The sequence below is a fragment of the Salmonella sp. 32120201201600049SM genome (assembly GCF_017572835.1).
GTDB lineage: Bacteria > Pseudomonadota > Gammaproteobacteria > Enterobacterales > Enterobacteriaceae > Salmonella > Salmonella enterica.
Genome location: NZ_JAGESA010000003.1, coordinates 309,876 through 330,226 on the forward strand (window position 1 = coordinate 309,876; position 20,351 = coordinate 330,226).

Sequence of the window (20,351 nt, forward strand, 5' to 3'; positions counted from 1 at the left end):
TGTTAATAAAATACGTAATAGCAATGACGTAATGCTTTAACAGTATTTGATTCGGGAAGCATGACAGATAGTGCTATTACTATTTTCAATAGAATAAGTTTAAATATTTATTAATTGTTGAGATTGATAAGTTAGGGCTAATTTATTCAGCATTAACTATTATTCTGCGATATCGGCATCATTTTTTATTTGCATATCATCATAGCGCGACGGCCAGATCTCCTGCGGCGTGATGCCCAGCGCGTCCGCAATAATTCGTTCAGCTCTCGGCCAGGAACGGGTAAAGACATTGCGCAGTGAATCAGGTGATAAACCGGCCTGACGAGAAAGATCTCTGAGCGTAATACCTCTTTTTTCCAGTGCACTTTTAATATCTGCACGATGCCAGTCTTGGCTTTTTGGTTCCATTCTGTAATCCTAAGAAGATGTGTTATCGGCGCCGATATTTTTTAGATGAAAATTAGCGCATGGAAAAGGAAGTTACTTTCTTTTTCACGCTAAGAATAGTGCCAGAAAGAAAGCAAAATTTCGCGTAAAAGAAGAAATATTTTTATTTCATCAGGGGAAAGGAAAGAAACCGATGGCAAAGGAATGGTTCACGGTTAAGGAATGTCTTGGCTTACCGGGGTTTCCGGGAAGCGAGCCTGCGGTTCGCGAACGTTTATATAAGTACAGTGAAGGGAAAGCGGGGGTCAGGCGTAAGCGTGTTAAATCAAAGGCCGAGGAGTTTCATATATCTGTTTTCCCTCTCTATGTTCATCGTTATCTGGACGACAGCGGAGAGGAACCGACGCCAGAACCCATTTCCTTACAGGAAGCGGAGCCTGAAGATATCTGGGAGATGATGTTCAGGTTACTGACGCCAGAACAGCGCAAGCAGGTGACCGGACGGTTTAAGGTGAGAGGGATGAAAGCGGTCTTTCCCTTTCTGTTTGATGACACGCCGCCACGTTGATACCCTGGCTGCAATTTCAAGGTTGACAAGTTTCGCGTCTCACAGGCAGACTTCACTTTCTACATTATCCTTCCGATAATGCGTAAGCGTTTAACGTTATCCAACGCACCTTAATCCTGACGTTCAGGTAGAGGGGGGCGTGGCATTCCCCCGCCTTACTCTGCATTCTGGAGTAATGCATGACAGCAGTTAGCCAAAAAACAACGACCCCGTCTGCGAATTTTTCGCTGTTCCGCATCGCCTTTGCGGTTTTCCTGACCTATATGACGGTCGGCCTGCCGTTACCGGTCATTCCGCTTTTTGTCCATCACGAACTGGGCTATAGCAATACGATGGTTGGGATCGCCGTGGGCATTCAGTTTTTTGCGACGGTACTGACGCGCGGCTATGCCGGACGGCTGGCGGATCAATATGGCGCTAAACGATCGGCGTTACAGGGGATGTTTGCCTGCGGGCTGGCGGGCGCCGCCTGGCTCCTGGCCGCGCTGTTGCCGGTTTCCGCGCCGATAAAATTCGCGCTGCTTATTGTCGGGCGTTTGATCCTCGGATTTGGCGAAAGCCAGCTGCTGACCGGAACCCTGACCTGGGGACTGGGGCTGGTTGGCCCAACGCGTTCCGGTAAGGTGATGTCGTGGAACGGGATGGCGATTTACGGCGCGCTGGCGGCCGGTGCGCCGTTGGGCTTGCTGATCCATAGCCACTTTGGCTTCGCGGCGCTGGCGGGGACGACGATGGTTTTACCGCTGCTGGCCTGGGCATTCAACGGCACCGTGCGTAAAGTGCCTGCGTATACGGGGGAGCGACCTTCACTGTGGAGCGTGGTCGGGCTTATCTGGAAACCGGGCCTGGGCCTGGCATTGCAGGGCGTGGGCTTTGCCGTCATCGGTACGTTTATTTCACTTTATTTTGTCAGCAATGGCTGGACGATGGCGGGATTCACCCTGACCGCGTTTGGCGGTGCGTTTGTACTGATGCGCATATTGTTCGGTTGGATGCCGGACCGCTTTGGCGGCGTGAAGGTCGCCGTTGTCTCATTGCTGGTTGAGACGGCAGGGTTGCTGCTCTTGTGGCTGGCGCCGACGGCCTGGATAGCGCTGGTAGGCGCGGCGCTCACCGGGGCAGGGTGTTCACTGATTTTCCCGGCGCTGGGCGTGGAGGTTGTGAAACGCGTACCTGCACAGGTACGCGGTACGGCGCTCGGCGGCTACGCCGCGTTTCAGGATATCTCCTACGGCGTTACCGGCCCGCTGGCGGGCATGCTGGCCACGTCATACGGCTATCCTTCCGTATTCCTCGCGGGAGCGATCTCCGCGGTGGTTGGCATCCTGGTGACGATATTATCGTTCCGGCGCGGTTAAGAAACCAGCCAGAAAAGCGCCAGTACAATTATTAGCGCGATAAACAACAGGCCTGGTCGCGCAGACAGATTTTTCACGGTTTCAATCATCGGCGCAAACGGGCGGTAGATGGGTTGAATAGAGAGCGGTTCGAGCTCATCCGCCTCCCGCTCTACGCGACGCAGGAAAATATGGTTAAGTAAATCCTGCACCTGGGCGGTGGTCAGCACCGTTTGCGGCTGAATTTGATAAGTGTGTTGGGCATACTCTTTGATCGCTGTGAGTTCGTCCGGTTCCAGCGGTTGTTTTAACGCAGCCTGCAGCGTATGTAGCGTAGGCGCGTGTTGTAGTGACAGCGTCTGCCGCGCCTGTAGCCATGTCGCCAGATGGGTAAACTGTTTTGCCGGAATGAGCTCGCCGCTTTTCACGCCGGAGAGTTCCAGCATTGATTGCCAGATAAGTTTGTTTGACTCGCCGGTCGCGGCCGCCAGCTTCGTCACCAACTGATTCAACGTATTATGTTCAGCAGGCAATAATGGCCGATCCGTTGCCGGACGTTGCTGCGGCTGCGGAATGGAAAGCTGCCCTTGTTGCAGAAGCGTCAGCACGTTTTTGAGTTGATCGGGCGTAAGCTGGCTAAGCGCGGTTTGACCGTATTGCTGACGGATAAAATCGCTGACGGCCTGACGATTATTTCCGACGCCAAGCAGCTCTGTTAGCTGTGAAAGCACCTGACGATTGGCGTGATTTTGCTGCGCTACGCCCAGACGCTGGGTAAGATTCTGTTCAGCGGCGGGGAAGTGGCGCGACAGTAGCGGCGCGTCATTTTTTATCCCCAGATCGTGTTTCATTCCGGCCCATACTTCCGCGCTTTGCTGCTGGGTCAGTGAAATCAGGCGCGTGATCAGCCTTTCCAGTACCGTACGCTGTTGCATGGAAAGCGGCTGCTCGCTCGCAGCGGAAAGAGGATTACGCCCTTCGCCTGGAGGCTGTGCAGGGGCGCCGGAGATGGGATGCATAATTAATTATCCTTTAACCATAAATCTAAGCAATATATGCCTGGCGGCCAGATTATGGCACACTTGTCCGGTTAACTCTCGTTCTCAAACAGGTACGACAGTCGTGAAAATTCTCGTTGATGAAAATATGCCTTACGCCCGCGAATTATTTAGCCGCCTGGGTGAGGTAAAGGCAGTGCCGGGTCGCCCGATCCCCGTTGAAGAATTGAACCATGCCGATGCGTTAATGGTGCGTTCGGTCACGAAAGTGAATGAATCGCTGCTGAGCGGCACGCCGATTAACTTCGTTGGTACTGCTACGGCAGGCACCGATCATGTGGATGAGGCATGGCTGAAGCAGGCGGGCATCGGTTTTTCAGCCGCGCCCGGCTGTAATGCTATCGCCGTGGTGGAGTATGTGTTTTCCGCGCTGTTGATGCTGGCCGAACGTGACGGCTTTTCGTTACGCGATCGCACTATAGGGATTGTCGGCGTGGGTAACGTCGGAAGCCGGCTACAGACCAGGCTTGAAGCGTTGGGTATCCGCACGTTGCTGTGCGATCCGCCACGCGCCGCACGCGGGGACGAGGGTGATTTTCGTACGCTGGATGAGCTGGTGCAGGAAGCGGATGTCCTGACTTTCCATACGCCGCTCTATAAAGACGGACCGTACAAGACGTTGCATCTGGCCGATGAGACGCTGATCCGTCGACTGAAACCCGGCGCCATTCTCATTAACGCCTGCCGCGGCCCGGTGGTGGATAACGCCGCGTTGTTGGCGCGACTTAATGCCGGGCAGCCGCTGAGCGTGGTGCTTGATGTGTGGGAGGGCGAACCGGATCTTAACGTCGCGCTACTGGAGGCCGTGGATATCGGCACATCGCATATCGCCGGTTATACGCTGGAAGGCAAAGCGCGCGGCACCACCCAGGTCTTTGAGGCGTATAGCGCGTTTATCGGTCGCGAGCAGCATGTCGCGCTGGAGACATTACTGCCTGCGCCTGAGTTTGGTCGTATTACGCTTCATGGCCCGCTGGATCAACCGACGCTGAAAAGACTGGCGCATTTGGTGTATGATGTGCGCCGCGACGATGCGCCGCTGCGTAAAGTCGCTGGAATTCCGGGTGAATTTGATAAATTGCGTAAAAATTATCTTGAGCGCCGTGAATGGTCGTCTTTATACGTGATGTGTGACGACGAAACGGCAGCCGCCTTGCTGTGTAAGCTAGGTTTTAACGCTGTTCATCACCCGGCACATTAATGTCTTCTTAATGCTCCCTGTCGAATAATGCGACAGGGACGCTTATGTATTTCTGGAGTAAATCACCATGTCTGAAGGCTGGAACATTGCCATTCTGGGCGCAACGGGCGCCGTAGGCGAAGCCCTGCTTGAAACACTGGCTGAACGCCAGTTCCCGGTCGGTGAAATTTATGCGTTGGCGCGTCATGAAAGCGCGGGCGAGCACCTCCGTTTTGGTGGCAAGTCGGTCATTGTCCAGGATGCGGCGGACTTTGACTGGACGCAGGCGCAGTTGGCGTTTTTCGTTGCCGGCGCAGAGGCATCGGCTGCCTGGATAGACGACGCGACCAATGCAGGTTGCCTGGTGATAGATTCCAGCGGTCTGTTCGCGCTGGAGCCTGATGTGCCGCTGGTCGTGCCGGAAGTTAACCCGTATGTACTGGCGGATTACCGTAACCGTAACGTGATTGCGGTCGCCGATAGTCTGACCAGTCAACTGCTGGCGGCGCTCAAGCCGTTAATCGATCAGGGGGGACTGTCGCGCATCGCCGTCACCAGTATGTTATCAGCGTCCGCGCAGGGGAAAAAAGCGGTCGATGCGCTGGCCGGACAAAGTGCGAAGCTGCTTAACGGCATACCGATTGATGAAGATGATTTCTTTGGCCGCCAGTTGGCGTTCAATATGCTGCCGCTGCTGCCGGATCGGGAAGGCAGCGTGCGCCAGGAACGTCGTATCGTCGATGAAGTGCGTAAAATTTTGCAGGATGATGGCGTGATGATCTCCGCCAGTGTCGTGCAGTCGCCGGTGTTCTATGGCCATGCGCAGATGGTGAGCTTTGAAGCGCTCCGTCCGCTGGCGGCGGAAGAGGCGCGCGAGGCGTTTTCCCGCGGTGAAGATATCGTACTGTCAGAAGAGACGGATTACCCGACGCAGGTGGGCGACGCTTCCGGCAATCCACAGCTCTCTATTGGCTGTGTGCATAATGATTACGGTATGCCGGAACAAATTCAGTTCTGGTCAGTGGCGGACAACGTGCGTTTCGGCGGCGCGCTGATGGCCGTTAAAATTGCGGAGAAGCTGGTGCAGGAGTATCTGTACTGATGTCCGGACAGCAATCATCGCCGGTCTATAAAATTGCGCTGGGTATTGAGTACGACGGCAGCAAGTATTATGGCTGGCAGCGTCAGAATGAAGTGCGCAGCGTGCAGGAAAAGCTGGAAAAAGCGCTCTCGCAGGTGGCAAATGAACCTATTAACGTGTTCTGCGCCGGGCGTACCGATGCCGGCGTTCACGGCACCGGGCAGGTTGTCCATTTCGAAACGACCGCATTGCGCAAAGATGCGGCATGGACGCTGGGGGTAAATGCGAATTTGCCTGGTGACATTGCCGTGCGCTGGGTGAAAACTGTACCGGATGATTTTCACGCGCGATTTAGCGCTACGGCTCGCCGTTATCGCTATATCATCTACAATCATCGACTGCGTCCTGCGGTATTAGCAAAAGGCGTGACGCATTACTATGAGCCGCTGGATGCAGAGCGGATGCATCGCGCGGCGCAGTGTCTGCTTGGCGAAAATGATTTTACCTCGTTTCGCGCGGTGCAGTGCCAGTCGCGCACGCCGTGGCGTAATGTGATGCACATCAACGTTACCCGCCACGGCCCTTATGTGGTGGTCGATATCAAAGCGAATGCCTTTGTTCATCATATGGTCAGGAATATTGTCGGCAGCCTGCTGGAAGTAGGCGCTCACAACCAGCCGGAGAGCTGGATCGCAGAGCTGTTAGCGGCCAGGGACAGAACGCTGGCGGCGGCAACGGCGAAGGCGGAGGGGCTATATTTGGTTGCGGTGGATTACCCTGACCGGTTTGACCTTCCAAAACCGCCAATGGGCCCGCTATTTCTGGCGGACTAATCCGAATCGTACACCCGAAACGTGTCGGGTAGAAAGGCAAAGACAAATATGGACCTGATCTACTTTATTATTGATTTTATTCTGCACATCGATGTGCATCTGGCGGAGCTGGTCGCGGAGTACGGCGTCTGGGTGTACGCTATTTTGTTTTTGATTCTGTTTTGTGAAACCGGCCTGGTCGTCACGCCGTTCCTGCCGGGCGACTCGCTGCTGTTTGTCGCCGGGGCGCTGGCTTCGCTGGAAACCAACGATCTCAATGTGCATGTCATGGTGGCGTTAATGCTGATCGCCGCAATTGTCGGCGATGCGGTAAATTACACGATTGGTCGACTGTTCGGCGAAAAACTGTTCAGTAATCCGAATTCGAAAATTTTCCGCCGCAGTTATCTGGATAAAACCCACCAGTTTTATGAAAAACACGGCGGTAAAACTATCATTCTCGCTCGCTTCGTGCCGATCGTCAGAACCTTTGCGCCGTTTGTGGCAGGGATGGGGCACATGTCCTATCGGCATTTTGCCGCCTATAACGTCATCGGCGCGCTGCTGTGGGTGCTGCTCTTTACCTACGCCGGTTATTTCTTCGGTACGATACCGTTGATTCAGGATAACCTTAAGCTGCTGATTGTAGGGATTATCGTGGTTTCGATATTACCTGGCGTCATTGAGATTGTCCGGCATAAGCGCGCTGCGTCGCGTGCCGCAAAATAGAAAGTAACTCAGCGGTTCGACCACTTTTTTATCCAAAGTTTCGGGCTGTTATGTTTTAATGTGCAACATTCATGGTCTGTTGGGGGCAAAAATGGCATTATGCGCCCCTTATAATAAAGCTGACTAAGGTTCAGGCAGAAAGGTCACCAATGAGCTGGATTGAACGAATTAAAAGCAACATTACTCCCACCCGCAAGGCAAGCATTCCTGAAGGGGTGTGGACCAAGTGTGATAGCTGCGGTCAGGTTTTATACCGCGCTGAGCTGGAACGTAATCTTGAGGTCTGTCCTAAGTGTGACCATCATATGCGCATGTCGGCGCGCAATCGCCTGCATAGCCTGTTAGATGAAGGTTCCCTTGTGGAGTTGGGTAGCGAGCTGGAGCCAAAAGACGTGCTCAAGTTCCGCGACTCCAAAAAATATAAAGACAGACTGGCGTCCGCGCAGAAAGAAACCGGCGAGAAAGACGCGCTGGTGGTCATGAAAGGGACGCTTCACGGTATGCCGGTTGTCGCCGCCGCGTTTGAATTCGCGTTCATGGGCGGCTCAATGGGGTCTGTCGTTGGCGCACGCTTCGTTCGCGCCGTTGAACAGGCGCTGGAAGACAACTGTCCGTTAGTGTGTTTCTCTGCTTCCGGCGGCGCGCGTATGCAAGAAGCGCTGATGTCGCTGATGCAGATGGCGAAAACCTCGGCGGCGCTGGCTAAAATGCAGGAACGTGGTCTGCCCTACATCTCGGTATTGACCGATCCGACAATGGGCGGCGTTTCCGCCAGTTTTGCGATGCTGGGCGATCTCAACATCGCCGAGCCAAAAGCCCTCATTGGCTTCGCTGGCCCGCGCGTTATCGAACAAACCGTTCGTGAGAAGCTCCCGCCGGGATTCCAGCGCAGTGAGTTCCTGATCGAAAAAGGCGCTATTGATATGATAGTTCGCCGCCCGGAAATGCGCCTGAAGCTGGCGAGCATTCTGGCGAAGCTGATGAATCTGCCCGCGCCGAACCCGGACGCCCCGCGTGAAGGCGTGGTGGTGCCTCCGGCGCCGGATCAGGAGTCTGAGGCCTGATAACTGAAAAGGGCAGGGCCGCAGGCTCTGCCCTTTTGCTTTTCACCGTAAAGAAGCAGCGGAATCAATGAAAAACAAATCTATACCTCAAGCTGCGTCGCCCCTGGCCTCGTGGCTTTCTTATCTGGAAAACCTGCACAGCAAGAGTATCGATTTAGGCCTTGAGCGCGTAAGCCAGGTGGCAGCGCGTCTGGACATCCTCAAGCCTGCGCCGTTCGTTTTTACCGTTGCGGGAACCAACGGCAAAGGTACGACCTGTCGAACGCTGGAGTCGGTGTTAATCGCGGCGGGATACCGTGTGGGCGTCTATAGTTCGCCTCATCTGGTACGTTACACCGAGCGCGTGCGCGTGCAAGGGAAAGAATTAGCGGAATCCGCGCATACCGCGTCCTTTGCGGAAATAGAAGCGGCGCGCGGCGATATTTCATTGACCTATTTTGAATATGGCACGTTGTCGGCATTGTGGCTGTTTAAACAGGCTAACCTTGACGTGGTGATTCTGGAGGTCGGGTTGGGCGGGCGCCTGGACGCCACGAACATTGTGGATGCCGATGTAGCGGTAATTACCAGCATCGCGCTTGACCATACTGACTGGCTGGGGCCGGATCGCGAAAGTATCGGCCGCGAGAAAGCCGGGATTTTTCGTGCGGAAAAACCCGCTATCGTCGGCGAACCGGAAATGCCGGCAACCATCGCGGATGTCGCGCAGGAGACCGGCGCGCTGTTGCGGCGTCGCGGCGTTGACTGGCGTTATGAGGTGACAGCGACCCAGTGGGCGTTTACCGATGGCGACGGCACGCTTGCCGGACTGCCGTTGCCGCAGGTTCCCCAGCCGAATGCCGCCACCGCTCTGGCCGCGCTGCGCGCCAGCAGGTTGAATATTGACGAGCAGGCGATTCGCGACGGTATTGCGCAGGCTACCTTGCCGGGACGTTTTCAAATCGTGAGTGAGTCGCCGCGCGTTATCTTTGATGTCGCCCATAATCCCCACGCGGCGGAATACCTGACGGGTCGTCTGAAAATGTTGCCGAAACGCGGGCGCGTGCTTGCGGTGATTGGTATGCTGCATGATAAAGATATCGCCGGCACGTTAGCCTGGTTGAAAAGCGTGGTTGACGACTGGTATTGTGCTCCGTTAGAGGGGCCGCGCGGCGCGACGGCGGAACAACTTCTGGAACATCTGGGGAAAGGGAATGTCTATGATAGCGTCGCGCAGGCATGGCAGGCCGCTATCGACGCGGCGCAGCCAGAAGATACCGTGCTGGTGTGCGGATCGTTCCACACCGTCGCACATGTTATGGAAGTGATAGACGCGGGGAGAATCGGTGGCGAGTAAGTTTCAGAATCGTTTAGTCGGCACGATTGTGTTAGTCGCGCTGGGGGTTATTGTGCTTCCCGGTCTGCTGGACGGACAGAAAAAGCATTATCAGGATGAATTTGCTGCGATTCCACTGGTACCGAAGCCTGGCGACCGCGATGAGCCGGATATGATGCCTGCCGCAACGCAGGCGCTGCCGACACAGCCGCCGGAAGGGGCGGCTGAAGAGGTGCGGGCGGGAGATGCGGCAGCGCCATCGCTGGACCCGTCGCGCATGGCGTCTAACAATGTCGAGCTTGATCCGATACCGGTGGAGACGCCTAAACCGAAGCCGGTTGAAAAGCCGAAGCCGCAGCCTAAACCGCAACAGCCGGTTGTCGCCGCTTCCACGCCGACGCCCGCGCCGCAACCAGTCGCCGACGATAAACCTGCGCCGACCGGCAAAGCCTATGTCGTACAGTTGGGCGCGCTGAAAAATGCGGATAAAGTCAACGAGATAGTCGGCAAGCTTCGTTCCGCCGGGTTCCGGGTTTATACTTCCCCCTCAACGCCGGTACAGGGTAAAATAACCCGTATTCTCGTCGGGCCGGATGCGTCGAAAGATAAGATGAAAGGATCGCTTGGCGAGCTCAAGCAGATTTCCGGGTTAAGCGGCGTGGTGATGGGATATAGCCCGAACTAAGGCGCGTTTTGCCTGAGCGCGCAGCGTTAAGGCCTACGGTGTTCACCTGGTAAATAGCCGAAGTTCTGTAGGCAGGATAAGGCGTTTACGTCGCCATCCGGCAGAAGGAATAAACCTGGTATCCTGCGCTTATCAGGCCGATGGCAGCTCTTCTGGTCGTGCCCGAAGAGATAAAAAGTGTGATGGCGTTGAATATTTTTTCAGCGCCATTTTTATTTACGCGTGGGAAGGAAATCCCTACGCAAACGTTTTCTTTTTCTGTTAGAATGCGCCCCGAACAGGACGACAGGGCGTAAAATCGTGGGACATCTATGGTCTGGATTGATTACGCCATTATCGCGGTGATTGCTTTTTCCTGTCTGGTTAGCCTGATCCGCGGCTTTGTTCGTGAAGCGTTATCGCTGGTGACGTGGGGTTGTGCTTTCTTTGTCGCCAGTCACTACTACACTTACCTGTCTGTCTGGTTTACGGGCTTTGAAGACGAACTGGTTCGTAATGGGATTGCTATCGCGGTACTGTTTATCGCGACGCTTATCGTCGGCGCTATCGTGAATTTTGTGATAGGTCAGCTAGTAGAAAAGACCGGCCTGTCGGGAACTGACCGGGTGTTGGGGATCTGTTTCGGCGCACTGCGAGGCGCGCTGATTGTCGCCGCCATTCTGTTCTTCCTTGATACCTTTACCGGCTTGTCGAAAAGCGAAGACTGGAGCAAATCGCAGCTCATCCCGCAGTTCAGCTTCATCATCAGATGGTTCTTTGACTATCTGCAAAGCTCGTCGAGTTTCTTGCCCAGGACGTAACAGGTTCTGAGATGTGGCTTAACGAGGAAAATGACGTATGTGCGGTATTGTCGGTATCGCCGGTGTTATGCCGGTCAACCAGTCGATTTATGACGCGTTAACAGTGCTCCAGCATCGTGGTCAGGATGCTGCCGGTATCATCACCATTGATGCGAATAACTGCTTCCGCTTGCGTAAGGCAAACGGGCTGGTGAACGATATTTTTGAAGCTCGCCACATGCAGCGTTTGCAGGGCAACATGGGGATCGGCCATGTACGCTACCCTACCGCAGGCAGCTCCAGCGCTTCCGAAGCGCAACCTTTTTACGTTAACTCGCCGTATGGCATCACGTTGGCCCATAATGGCAACCTGACTAATGCGCACGAGCTACGTAAAAAGCTGTTTGAAGAAAAGCGCCGTCATATCAACACCACCTCCGATTCCGAAATCCTGCTCAATATTTTCGCCAGCGAGCTCGACAACTTCCGTCACTATCCGCTGGAAGCCGACAATATTTTTGCCGCGATTGCCGCGACTAACCGTCAAATCCGCGGCGCCTATGCCTGCGTGGCGATGATTATCGGCCACGGCATGGTGGCTTTTCGCGATCCGCACGGCATTCGCCCGTTAGTGCTGGGCAAGCGTGACGTTGGCGATGGTCGTACGGAGTATATGGTCGCTTCTGAAAGCGTGGCGCTGGATACGCTGGGCTTTGAGTTTCTGCGCGATGTCGCGCCGGGCGAAGCTATCTATATTACCGAAAAGGGGCAACTGTTCACGCGCCAGTGCGCGGATAATCCGGTCAGTAATCCCTGTCTGTTCGAGTACGTTTACTTTGCTCGCCCGGACTCCTTTATCGACAAAATCTCCGTCTACAGCGCTCGTGTGAATATGGGCACCAAACTTGGCGAAAAAATCGCTCGTGAATGGGAAGATCTGGACATCGACGTCGTGATCCCTATCCCGGAAACCTCCTGCGATATCGCACTGGAAATTGCCCGTATTCTCGGCAAGCCGTACCGCCAGGGATTTGTCAAAAATCGTTACGTGGGACGTACCTTTATCATGCCGGGCCAACAGCTACGCCGTAAATCCGTGCGCCGTAAGCTCAATGCTAATCGCGCGGAATTCCGCGATAAGAACGTCCTGCTGGTGGATGATTCCATCGTGCGTGGCACCACATCAGAGCAGATCATCGAGATGGCCCGGGAAGCCGGCGCGAAGAAGGTTTATCTGGCGTCCGCCGCGCCGGAAATTCGTTTCCCCAACGTCTATGGCATTGATATGCCGACCGCCAATGAGCTGATCGCGCATGGTCGCGAGGTGGATGAGATTCGGCAGATTATCGGCGCAGACGGGCTTATCTTCCAGGATCTGAATGATCTGATCGAAGCCGTACGCGCGGAAAACCCGGATATCCAGCAGTTTGAATGTTCGGTATTTAACGGGGTATATGTCACCAAAGACGTAGACCAGCAATACCTCGACTTCCTGGATTCATTACGTAATGACGACGCCAAAGCGGTGCTGTTCCAGAACGAAATGGAAAACCTGGAAATGCATAACGAAGGCTAATGGCTTTGCCAGCGGCGCAATGCCGCTGGCCGATGTCAATTACGCACCACGCCGAAGCGAATAGCGTATTTTTGTACTTTGTACTGTAACGTGGTGCGGGATACGTTAAGGCTACGGGCCGCGGCGGCAATATTCCCCTGATGCGTATCCAGCGCGGTTTCTATTAAATGCCTTTCGTAGTTGGCAACCCGTGCCTCCAGCGACCCTTCATACTGCGGATCGGGTGACGAGGGAAGGGGATTTTCCGGCGCGGTTTCCGGTACGCCTAAATTTAACTCGTCCTGTTCAAAAATGATGTGTTTCAGCAGCCCGTCTTTTTCCTGCATGATCATGCTGCGTACAATCGCGTTTTCCAGCATCCTGACATTACCCGGCCAGGCGTGATTGAGCAGATCAGCACGCGCCGTCTCGCTTAGTCCGTGAATGTCCTGCGGCACATCATTACGGTATTTATCAATAAAATAATTTGCCAGTAAGGGAATATCTTCCGGGCGGGCGCGCAGCGGCGGTAACGTCAACATTCCGACGCTCAACCGATAAAAAAGATCCGCCCGCAGGCGTTCTTGTTGAATTAATTTGACGGGCGCTTCGTTCATGGCGGCAACGATCCTGACATCAGAGTGGAGTTGCTGTTGTCCGCCGAGCCGCCAGAAGGTTTTATCCTGCAAGAATCGCAGCAGCTTACTTTGCATTTCTATCGGCATGGCGTTCAGCTCATCAAGAAAGAGCGTTCCCCCGTTTGCCAACTCCAGATAGCCCTGGCTATTTTCCGCGCCGGTATAGGCGCCGCGCACGGTGCCGAAAAGCGTACTTTCGATAAGCGTAGGCGGTAGAGCGCCGCAGTTCAGGGCGATAAATGGCTTATTCGCCCGCTTGCTGCATTGATGTATCAGGCGGGAAAATAGCTCCTTACCCGTACCCGTCTCCCCGACAATCGTCACCGGAATATTACTGGCGGCCAGCCGTTTGGCTTTGGCGATATTACTGAGCATTTCCGGGTTTTCGGTAATAATGGCATGGTGCTTCTCATGGCGATCGGCATACAGCAGTTGGTTCAGTTCTACCACCTGCTCCTGGAGCCGCCTGACGCCGGACATATTCCTGCCGATTTCGATAACGCCGACCATGCCGCCATCGCTTGCATAGAGCGGTGCGGTGGTGTGCTGATAGTCAACGGCCTGGCCTCGCGCATTGTAATAAATTTGATAATGGCCAATGTATTCCACGCCTTTTTTTAACGATGAAAGCATCGTACTTTGCGTCTCTTTCATGCCCGGATAGACATCCAGCATATGTTTTCCCATTGCCCGTTCAATGCTGTAGCCGTCCAGATCCGCGCTTTCCTGATTGTAGTAAACGTATTCACCACGCTCATTAATGACGGCCAACGGCTGATGAATCAAATCGAAAAAGCGGGAAAACATCCTGAGCGCCGAGGCCAGTTCCTGATTGGTGGATGCCATACATGCATTCCTCATATCTATTGTTCATGTTGCCATTATAAAAGTGACGAATTTTCGTCGTTGTGATGAATAACAAACTCAATGACGAAAATGAGAAAAAGCTTATTTTTATAAGTAATTGATTATGATGATAAAAAATAGTGGCATGCCTTTTGCTTTATCCCTGTAAAGAATGCGGATTTTTACCATAAACATTAAGCAGAGGGCGTTATGACTGACTCGATTATGCAGAATTACAACCAGCTACGTGAGCAGGTAATCAACGGCGATCGCCGTTTCCAGCACAAAGACGGTCATTTGTGTTTTGAAGGGGTCGATCTGGACGCTCTGGCGCGCCAGTACCCCACGCCGTTCTATGTGTTTTCTGAGCCGGAGATTATTCGTAACATTCATGAAATCCAGCAGGCATTTGCGGCGCATAAAAATACCAAAACCTTCTTTGCGTCAAAAACCTGCTCGGTCATGGGGGTATTGAAAGCCATTCGTGACGCCGGAATTTGCGCGGAGGCAAACTCACAATATGAGGTTCGCAAGTGTCTGGAGATAGGCTTTCGCGGCGATCAGATCGTCTTCAACGGCGTGGTGAAAAAGCCTGCCGATCTGGAATATGCCATCGCCAACGATCTGTATCTTATTAATGTTGATAGCCTGTATGAGCTGGAACATATTGATGCCATCTCTCGCAAGCTGAAGAAAGTCGCCAATGTTTGCGTCCGTGTAGAGCCGAATGTTCCCTCGGCGACGCATGCGGAACTGGTTACCGCTTTCCATGCGAAGTCAGGTCTCGACCTGGAACAGGCGGAAGAAACCTGCCGCCGCATTCTGGCGATGCCTTATGTGCATTTGCGCGGCTTGCATATGCATGTGGGCGATCAGGTGCCGGAGTCAGAGCCTTTCGCAAAAGCGACTAAAGTGCTGGTGGATGAATCCCGTCGCCTGGAAGAGGTGCTCGGTATTAAATTTGATTTGATCAACGTGGGCGGCGGAATTCCGGTTCCCTATAAATATGACGATGAGAATGGCGACCCGTTAAAAGATAATATGTATGCCGGTATTACCGCCCAGGATTTTGCCGATGCGGTCATTCGCGAAGTGCATAAATGGCGTACCGATGTGGAAATATGTATTGAACCTGGACGTAAAGTGACCGGGTCGGCGGCGGTGTTACTGACGGAAGTCTCCTGCGAAAAACGTAAAACAAATTACGATCTTAACGGCAATGTGGAATGCCACGTTGAATGGAAATTTGTCGACGCCGGTTACAGCGTACTCTCTGACAGCCAGCATTTTGACTGGTTCTTTTATGTCTATAACGCCTCTCGCATGACGGCAGCGCACGACGCCTGGATAAAATTAGCCGGGCCGCTGTGTGATGGCGGAGATTATTTCCACATGGGAGTGAAAGGCGAAGAGTTTTTACTGCCGAAGGAGACTCATGTTGGCGATATTGTCGCATTTCTTGATGCCGGGGCATACACCATTGAAAGTCAAACCGTTTATAACAACCGTCCGCGCACGAGCGTGGTGATGATCGATAAAAATGGTGACACGCGTCTGATTCGTCGGGAAGACAGTTACGAAGATATGGTCAAGTACGACATTTATTAATACTGTTTTGGGCTTCAGTTTCATGCTGAAGCCCGTCGTCAGATGATAAGAAGAGGGCAGTGATGCCTGAATGCATAACAGGAGATGGCCATGAGTAACACGAATTCTGGCTTACTTGGCATCAAAGACATTGTCTTTATGAATGTCATCGCTATTCTGAGTTTGCGGCAAATCCCTAACGTGGCGCCTTACGGGGCATCGGCCATGTTGTTATGGGTGATCGCCGCATTCTGTTTGTTTTTTCCTTTAGCGATGGTATGCGGCGAGCTGTCAACCGGCTGGCCGAAAGATGGCGGGATATTTGTCTGGATTAAAGAGGCATTTGGTAAACGTATTGCATGGATTGTCGTGGTTTGTTTTCTCTTTTCCTGCGTACTGTTTTTCCCATTAATGCTGCAATTCGGCTTTACCGCGTTGGGCTATATGATCGGCGGCGGCCTGGCGGAAAATAAAGCATTTATCGGTATTGGTTCCGCGGTAATTTTCTGGCTATTAACGCTGATGAATATCCGCGGGATGGAATGGACAAAAATTATTAATAGCATCAGCGCCTGGTGCGGCGTATTTATTCCCTCCGCCATCCTCATTTTACTGGCGGTGGTATGGCTATGTACCGGACACCAGATGCAGACGGACTACACTACAGCGAAAAACTGGATTCCGGATCTCGGACACTGGGATACGATCGTTTTCTTATCCAGCATGATGTTTGCGTTTGCCGGACTGGAGGTCGCCCCGATGATTGCCGGGCGTACCCGTAATCCACAGCGTGATTTTCCGCGAGCGATGGCCGTCTCCGCTGCCGTTATCGTTGGGATCTATATGGTCGGCACCTGGGCGCTAAACACGCTTTTACCCGCCGGGAAAACCGACATTGTGGCAGGCGTCATGCAGGCTATGCATGCTGCTGCGGACACGCTGCATATGCCGTGGTTAATTCCTGTTATGGCCATCTGTATGTTTTTTGGCGCTCTCGGGCAGATTAACTCCTGGCTGGTGGGGCCGATTTATATGCTCCAGGAAGCCTCGCGTGAAGATAATCTGCTGGGGGACCGAATCGGCAAATTACATCCGGTGTGGAAAACGCCCGCCTTTGCCTTGACTGTACAGGCGATTATTGTCACGGTCCTGTGTTTTTCGACTTTTATTTCGCCAAGCGTTGCGGCGGCTTACTGGATGTTAACGGCGCTAACGACCATCACCTATTTTATTCCTTATCTGGTGATGTTCCCGGCGTTCTGGCGTTTACGTAAGACCCAGCCGGATACGCCAAGAAGTTTTAAAATTCCGGGCAAGGTTTTACCGGCTATTTTACCCGCGCTGGGCTTTCTTTCTATCGCCTTTGCCGTTGCGCTGTTATTTATTCCGCCTTCTCAAATTGATATGGGCGGATATTTCCAGTACGCCGGGAAAATTATTGGCGGAGCCGTGCTGGCGGTTGTCGTCGCGGAGTACATTTACCATCGGGCGCAGAAACGTAATGCCCGTTTAAGCATGGCGGGAGGAAAATAAAATGTATATGCCAGTTCTGGAAATAAATCTACGCAAGCTGGAAGAAAACGCCCGCACGGAAAAAGCTCTGCTGGCAAGTAGCGGTATTGACGTGATGGCTGTCAATAAAGTTTTTGACGGCTGCGTGGAAACCGCGCAGGCGGTGTTCAACGGCGGAATTACCGTTATCGCTGAATCACGAACCTATAATTTGAAAAAAATACGCGAGACAGGATGTACGACCTGCCTGTTACGCAGTCCGTGTCTGAGTGAAATCGAAGATGTGGTGCGCTACGCGGATATTAGTTTAAATAGCGAGCCGGTGGTATTACGGGCATTATCGCAAGAAGCCCAACGCCAGGGGAAAACGCATCAGGTATTACTGATGGTGGATATGGGCGATTTACGCGAGGGTATCTGGTTTAGTGAATATCAACGCATTCTTGAGACCGTGACTCTGATTACTGGTCTGCCCGGTCTGGAATTATATGGACTGGGCACCAACTTTAATTGTTACGGCACCGTGTTGCCAACGGTAAAAAATGGCGAGGATTTTCTGGCGCTGGCCGCCCGGCTGGAAGCTGACAGCGGTATTCCTGTCCGGCGGCTTTCTGCGGGAAACTGCACCAGCTATCACCTGCTGGATAAAGGTATCTGGCCGCAGGGACTGAATCATCTGCGTATCGGCGGACTGCATGAATTCGGCATTGAATATGTGGACATGAAATACCTGAATGAATTTCACCACTCCGCAAAACCGGTCGATAAAGCCTGTTCCGATATGTATATCCTGGAAGCGGAAATCATCGAACTGAACAGTAAACCGACCGTCCCGGTCGGGGAGCTGGGCGTCGATGCCTTTTTGCAAAGTAAAACCTTTGTCGATCGTGGCATACGCCGACGCGCATTGCTGGCGTTTGGTCGCCAGGATGTGCCGTCGGATAACTGTGTACCATGCGACGACGCTATCACTATCTTAGGACAAACCAGCGATCATACGCTGGTGGATATTGAAGATTGTCGTCAGTCGCTAAAAGTAGGCGATGTGGTTCGCTTTGAGCTGGATTATACGGGCCTGTTAATGGCCTGCCAGACCAAAGGCGTCGCCTGGAGGTTTACGCGTTAACGCATAACCGCCGCGGCTATGTCGCGGCGGCATCTTTGACCTCACGAAAGACAGGGAGTAACGATGGATACCCTGCAACAATCACCGCCAGCAGAGCCTGAAGGCGGTCTGCGGCGTAACCTGAAGAAACGGCATCTGCTGATGATGTCGCTGGGCGGCACGATTGGCACCGGCTTATTTATCGGCATTGCCGAACCGTTAAGCAGCGTCGGGCCGGCGGGAACCTTACTGGCCTATCTGTTTGCCGGAACCATTATGCTGGCGACGATGATGTGTCTTGGCGAATTATCATGCGCCTTTCCTCACTCCGGTTCATTTCAACATTACGCGCTGATGTTTATGCCGTCACCTTGCTGGAGCTATACCATTGGCTGGCTTTACTGGTTTAGCTGGGTCTTTTCCCTGGCGGCCGACCTCACTGCCGCAGGGTTTATTGCTCACCAGTTTTTCCCCGCGGTTCCGGTATATATGTTCTGCCTGGCGATTCTGCTCATCCTGACGGCCATCAATCTTACCTCCGCAAAAAGTTTTGGCGAATGCGAATACTGGCTTTCGGCCATTAAGGTCTTCGCGATCGTGCTGTTTATCTGCGCGGGCGGGGTCATGATCTACTCGCTAATGGGCCATAGTGACTGGCACCCGACGTTAAAAACAGACGGAATGTGGTTTCCCCACGGTTGGGAGCAAATTGTGGTCTGTATGACGATCGTGATTTACTCCTTCCAGGGGGGGGAACTGGTCGGAAATGCGGCAGGGGAGACTGAATCGCCGCACATTATTTTACCGAAGGTGATCCTGGGGATCGGTCTCAGAATCATTTTGTTTTACGGCCTGGCGATTGCGGTGCTGGCGCTGGTCTATCCGCATGAACTGACGCCAAATGGACAAAGTCCCTTTGTATGGGTATTCTCCCACGCGGGCATTCCGGGGGCGGATACGCTGATGACGCTGGTGATCTTTTCCGCCGCGGTTTCTGCCGCTAATTCGGCCATTTACGCCAGTTCGCGTATGCTGTGGTCTATGGCGGGCGATTGCTTTGCGCCAGCCTGCTTTGGTAAAACGAACGGCGGCGGCGTGCCGGTGTATGCTATTTTAATCACGGCCTTGCTGGCGTTGGTGTCGTTGCTGACCCGCTATATTCCCGCGCAGCAATTTTATTTATATCTGATCGCCAGTACCGGGCAGGTGGGTTGCCTGGCATGGATAACCATTGGATGGTGCCAGTATCGCTTCCGGCAATCGGTGCGTAATGGCACGTACGCCAGCGATTTGCTACGCTATCGATCGCCGCTTTTCCCCTGGACGGCCCGATTTGTCATTATCACCAATTTTGCCATTATGGTCGGCACCTGGTTTAGTGAGCAGGGGGTAGTGATAATGTTGGTTGAGCTGGCTTTTATGATAGGGATTCTTTTGTCATGGTATCTCTTCAGACCCACTTTGAGCCGGTTACGTAACACAGTGGGATGAACGGCGCTCGTAAACGGTAAGAGAACATGAAACGACTCATTGTAGGTATTAGCGGCGCCAGCGGAGCGATTTATGGCGTGCGCTTATTACAAATTTTGCGCGATGTCGATAGCGTGGAAACGCATCTGGTGATGAGCCAGGCGGCCCGGCAAACGCTGGCGCTGGAGACCCATTTTTCGCTGCGCGAGGTGCAGGCGCTGGCCGATGTGACGCACGATGCGCGCGACATTGCCGCCAGCATTTCCTCCGGCTCTTACCCGACGGCGGGAATGGTTATCTTGCCCTGTTCGATTAAAACGCTGTCGGGGATTGTCCACAGTTATACTGACGGACTGCTTACCCGCGCGGCGGATGTGATATTAAAAGAGCGGCGACCTCTGGTGCTGTGTGTGCGCGAAACGCCGCTGCATATCGGGCATTTGCGTTTAATGACCCAGGCCGCTGAGATAGGCGCGGTGATTATGCCGCCGGTTCCGGCTTTTTATCACCTTCCTCAGACGTTAGATGATGTTATAAATCAAACGGTTAACCGAGTGTTGGATCAATTTGACATCCCCCTTCCGCACGACCTTTTTGTTCGCTGGCAGGGCGCATAGCGTTGTCTGTTTAGCGTGCATTATTG

Annotated in this window: 19 protein-coding genes; 16 read left to right on the top strand and 3 right to left on the bottom strand. The window is 53.3% G+C overall.

All coding sequences use genetic code 11. The features are described 5' to 3' along the window. Positions 1 to 159: 159 nt before the first annotated feature. Positions 160 to 408, bottom strand: coding sequence for a transcriptional regulator (locus tag J4650_RS10035; protein ID WP_000433425.1), 249 nt, complete (start codon positions 406 to 408; stop codon positions 160 to 162). 172 nt (positions 409 to 580) lie between these two features. On the opposite strand from J4650_RS10035, the gene J4650_RS10040 reads away from it, so the two are divergent. Next, complete coding sequence (locus J4650_RS10040) at positions 581 to 955, top strand: hypothetical protein (protein WP_001051261.1); 375 nt, start codon at positions 581 to 583, stop codon at positions 953 to 955. 179 nt (positions 956 to 1,134) lie between these two features. Further along, entirely contained in the window at positions 1,135 to 2,313 is a 1,179-nt protein-coding gene (locus J4650_RS10045) for an MFS transporter (RefSeq protein WP_000127721.1), read from the top strand. Here the strand turns inward: J4650_RS10045 and flk are convergent. Then, positions 2,310 to 3,311 (bottom strand): flagella biosynthesis regulator Flk, encoded by a 1,002-nt coding sequence (gene flk / locus J4650_RS10050; protein ID WP_000553395.1) that lies wholly within the window; start codon positions 3,309 to 3,311, stop codon positions 2,310 to 2,312. The two genes, J4650_RS10045 and flk, sit on opposite strands and share 4 nt — an antisense overlap. A 103-nt stretch (positions 3,312 to 3,414) precedes the next feature. Here flk and pdxB point away from each other — a divergent pair, with 103 nt between their 5' ends. The 9 genes from pdxB to purF all read left to right on the top strand — a co-directional run bounded on the left by pdxB (position 3,415) and on the right by purF (position 12,571). Next, positions 3,415 to 4,551: a 4-phosphoerythronate dehydrogenase PdxB gene (pdxB, locus tag J4650_RS10055; protein WP_000699176.1), complete on the top strand. Its 1,137-nt coding sequence runs from the start codon at positions 3,415 to 3,417 to the stop codon at positions 4,549 to 4,551. 67 nt (positions 4,552 to 4,618) lie between these two features. Beyond that, the gene (locus J4650_RS10060; protein ID WP_001289141.1) at positions 4,619 to 5,632 is read left to right on the top strand and encodes an aspartate-semialdehyde dehydrogenase; all 1,014 of its coding nucleotides are present in this window, start codon (positions 4,619 to 4,621) and stop codon (positions 5,630 to 5,632) included. After that, entirely contained in the window at positions 5,632 to 6,444 is an 813-nt protein-coding gene (gene truA / locus J4650_RS10065; protein WP_000016631.1) for a tRNA pseudouridine(38-40) synthase TruA, read from the top strand. Before J4650_RS10060 ends, truA begins: the two co-directional genes overlap by 1 nt. A gap of 48 nt (positions 6,445 to 6,492) precedes the next feature. After that, positions 6,493 to 7,152, top strand: coding sequence for a DedA family protein (locus J4650_RS10070; protein WP_000364318.1), 660 nt, complete (start codon positions 6,493 to 6,495; stop codon positions 7,150 to 7,152). 149 nt (positions 7,153 to 7,301) lie between these two features. Continuing rightward, on the top strand, positions 7,302 to 8,216 hold the full coding sequence (gene accD, locus J4650_RS10075; RefSeq protein ID WP_000118383.1) for an acetyl-CoA carboxylase, carboxyltransferase subunit beta: 915 nt from the start codon (positions 7,302 to 7,304) through the stop codon (positions 8,214 to 8,216). A gap of 67 nt (positions 8,217 to 8,283) precedes the next feature. Continuing rightward, complete coding sequence (gene folC / locus J4650_RS10080; protein ID WP_000792278.1) at positions 8,284 to 9,552, top strand: bifunctional tetrahydrofolate synthase/dihydrofolate synthase; 1,269 nt, start codon at positions 8,284 to 8,286, stop codon at positions 9,550 to 9,552. Then, positions 9,542 to 10,216, top strand: coding sequence for a cell division protein DedD (gene dedD / locus J4650_RS10085; protein ID WP_000157037.1), 675 nt, complete (start codon positions 9,542 to 9,544; stop codon positions 10,214 to 10,216). The genes folC and dedD overlap by 11 nt, the downstream gene beginning before the upstream one ends. A gap of 311 nt (positions 10,217 to 10,527) precedes the next feature. After that, the gene (gene cvpA / locus J4650_RS10090; RefSeq protein WP_000262102.1) at positions 10,528 to 11,016 is read left to right on the top strand and encodes a colicin V production protein; all 489 of its coding nucleotides are present in this window, start codon (positions 10,528 to 10,530) and stop codon (positions 11,014 to 11,016) included. A gap of 37 nt (positions 11,017 to 11,053) precedes the next feature. Continuing rightward, positions 11,054 to 12,571: an amidophosphoribosyltransferase gene (purF, locus tag J4650_RS10095; RefSeq protein ID WP_000334205.1), complete on the top strand. Its 1,518-nt coding sequence runs from the start codon at positions 11,054 to 11,056 to the stop codon at positions 12,569 to 12,571. 35 nt (positions 12,572 to 12,606) lie between these two features. Here the strand turns inward: purF and J4650_RS10100 are convergent, their stop codons facing one another. Beyond that, complete coding sequence (locus J4650_RS10100) at positions 12,607 to 14,034, bottom strand: sigma-54-dependent Fis family transcriptional regulator (RefSeq protein WP_000168928.1); 1,428 nt, start codon at positions 14,032 to 14,034, stop codon at positions 12,607 to 12,609. 210 nt (positions 14,035 to 14,244) lie between these two features. On the opposite strand from J4650_RS10100, the gene J4650_RS10105 reads away from it, so the two are divergent. From J4650_RS10105 to J4650_RS10125, 5 genes are all read left to right on the top strand, one after another. After that, on the top strand, positions 14,245 to 15,642 hold the full coding sequence (locus J4650_RS10105; RefSeq protein WP_023218364.1) for an alanine racemase: 1,398 nt from the start codon (positions 14,245 to 14,247) through the stop codon (positions 15,640 to 15,642). A gap of 90 nt (positions 15,643 to 15,732) precedes the next feature. Next, entirely contained in the window at positions 15,733 to 17,154 is a 1,422-nt protein-coding gene (locus J4650_RS10110) for an APC family permease (protein ID WP_000072512.1), read from the top strand. Position 17,155: 1 nt separating this feature from the next. Next, complete coding sequence (locus J4650_RS10115) at positions 17,156 to 18,259, top strand: alanine/ornithine racemase family PLP-dependent enzyme (protein ID WP_021000559.1); 1,104 nt, start codon at positions 17,156 to 17,158, stop codon at positions 18,257 to 18,259. Positions 18,260 to 18,322: 63 nt separating this feature from the next. Next, positions 18,323 to 19,729 (top strand): amino acid permease, encoded by a 1,407-nt coding sequence (locus J4650_RS10120; protein WP_023993414.1) that lies wholly within the window; start codon positions 18,323 to 18,325, stop codon positions 19,727 to 19,729. Positions 19,730 to 19,755: 26 nt separating this feature from the next. Then, a complete protein-coding gene (locus tag J4650_RS10125) occupies positions 19,756 to 20,325 on the top strand; it encodes a UbiX family flavin prenyltransferase (protein WP_000825682.1) in 570 nt (189 codons plus the stop codon). Positions 20,326 to 20,351 lie beyond the last annotated feature (26 nt).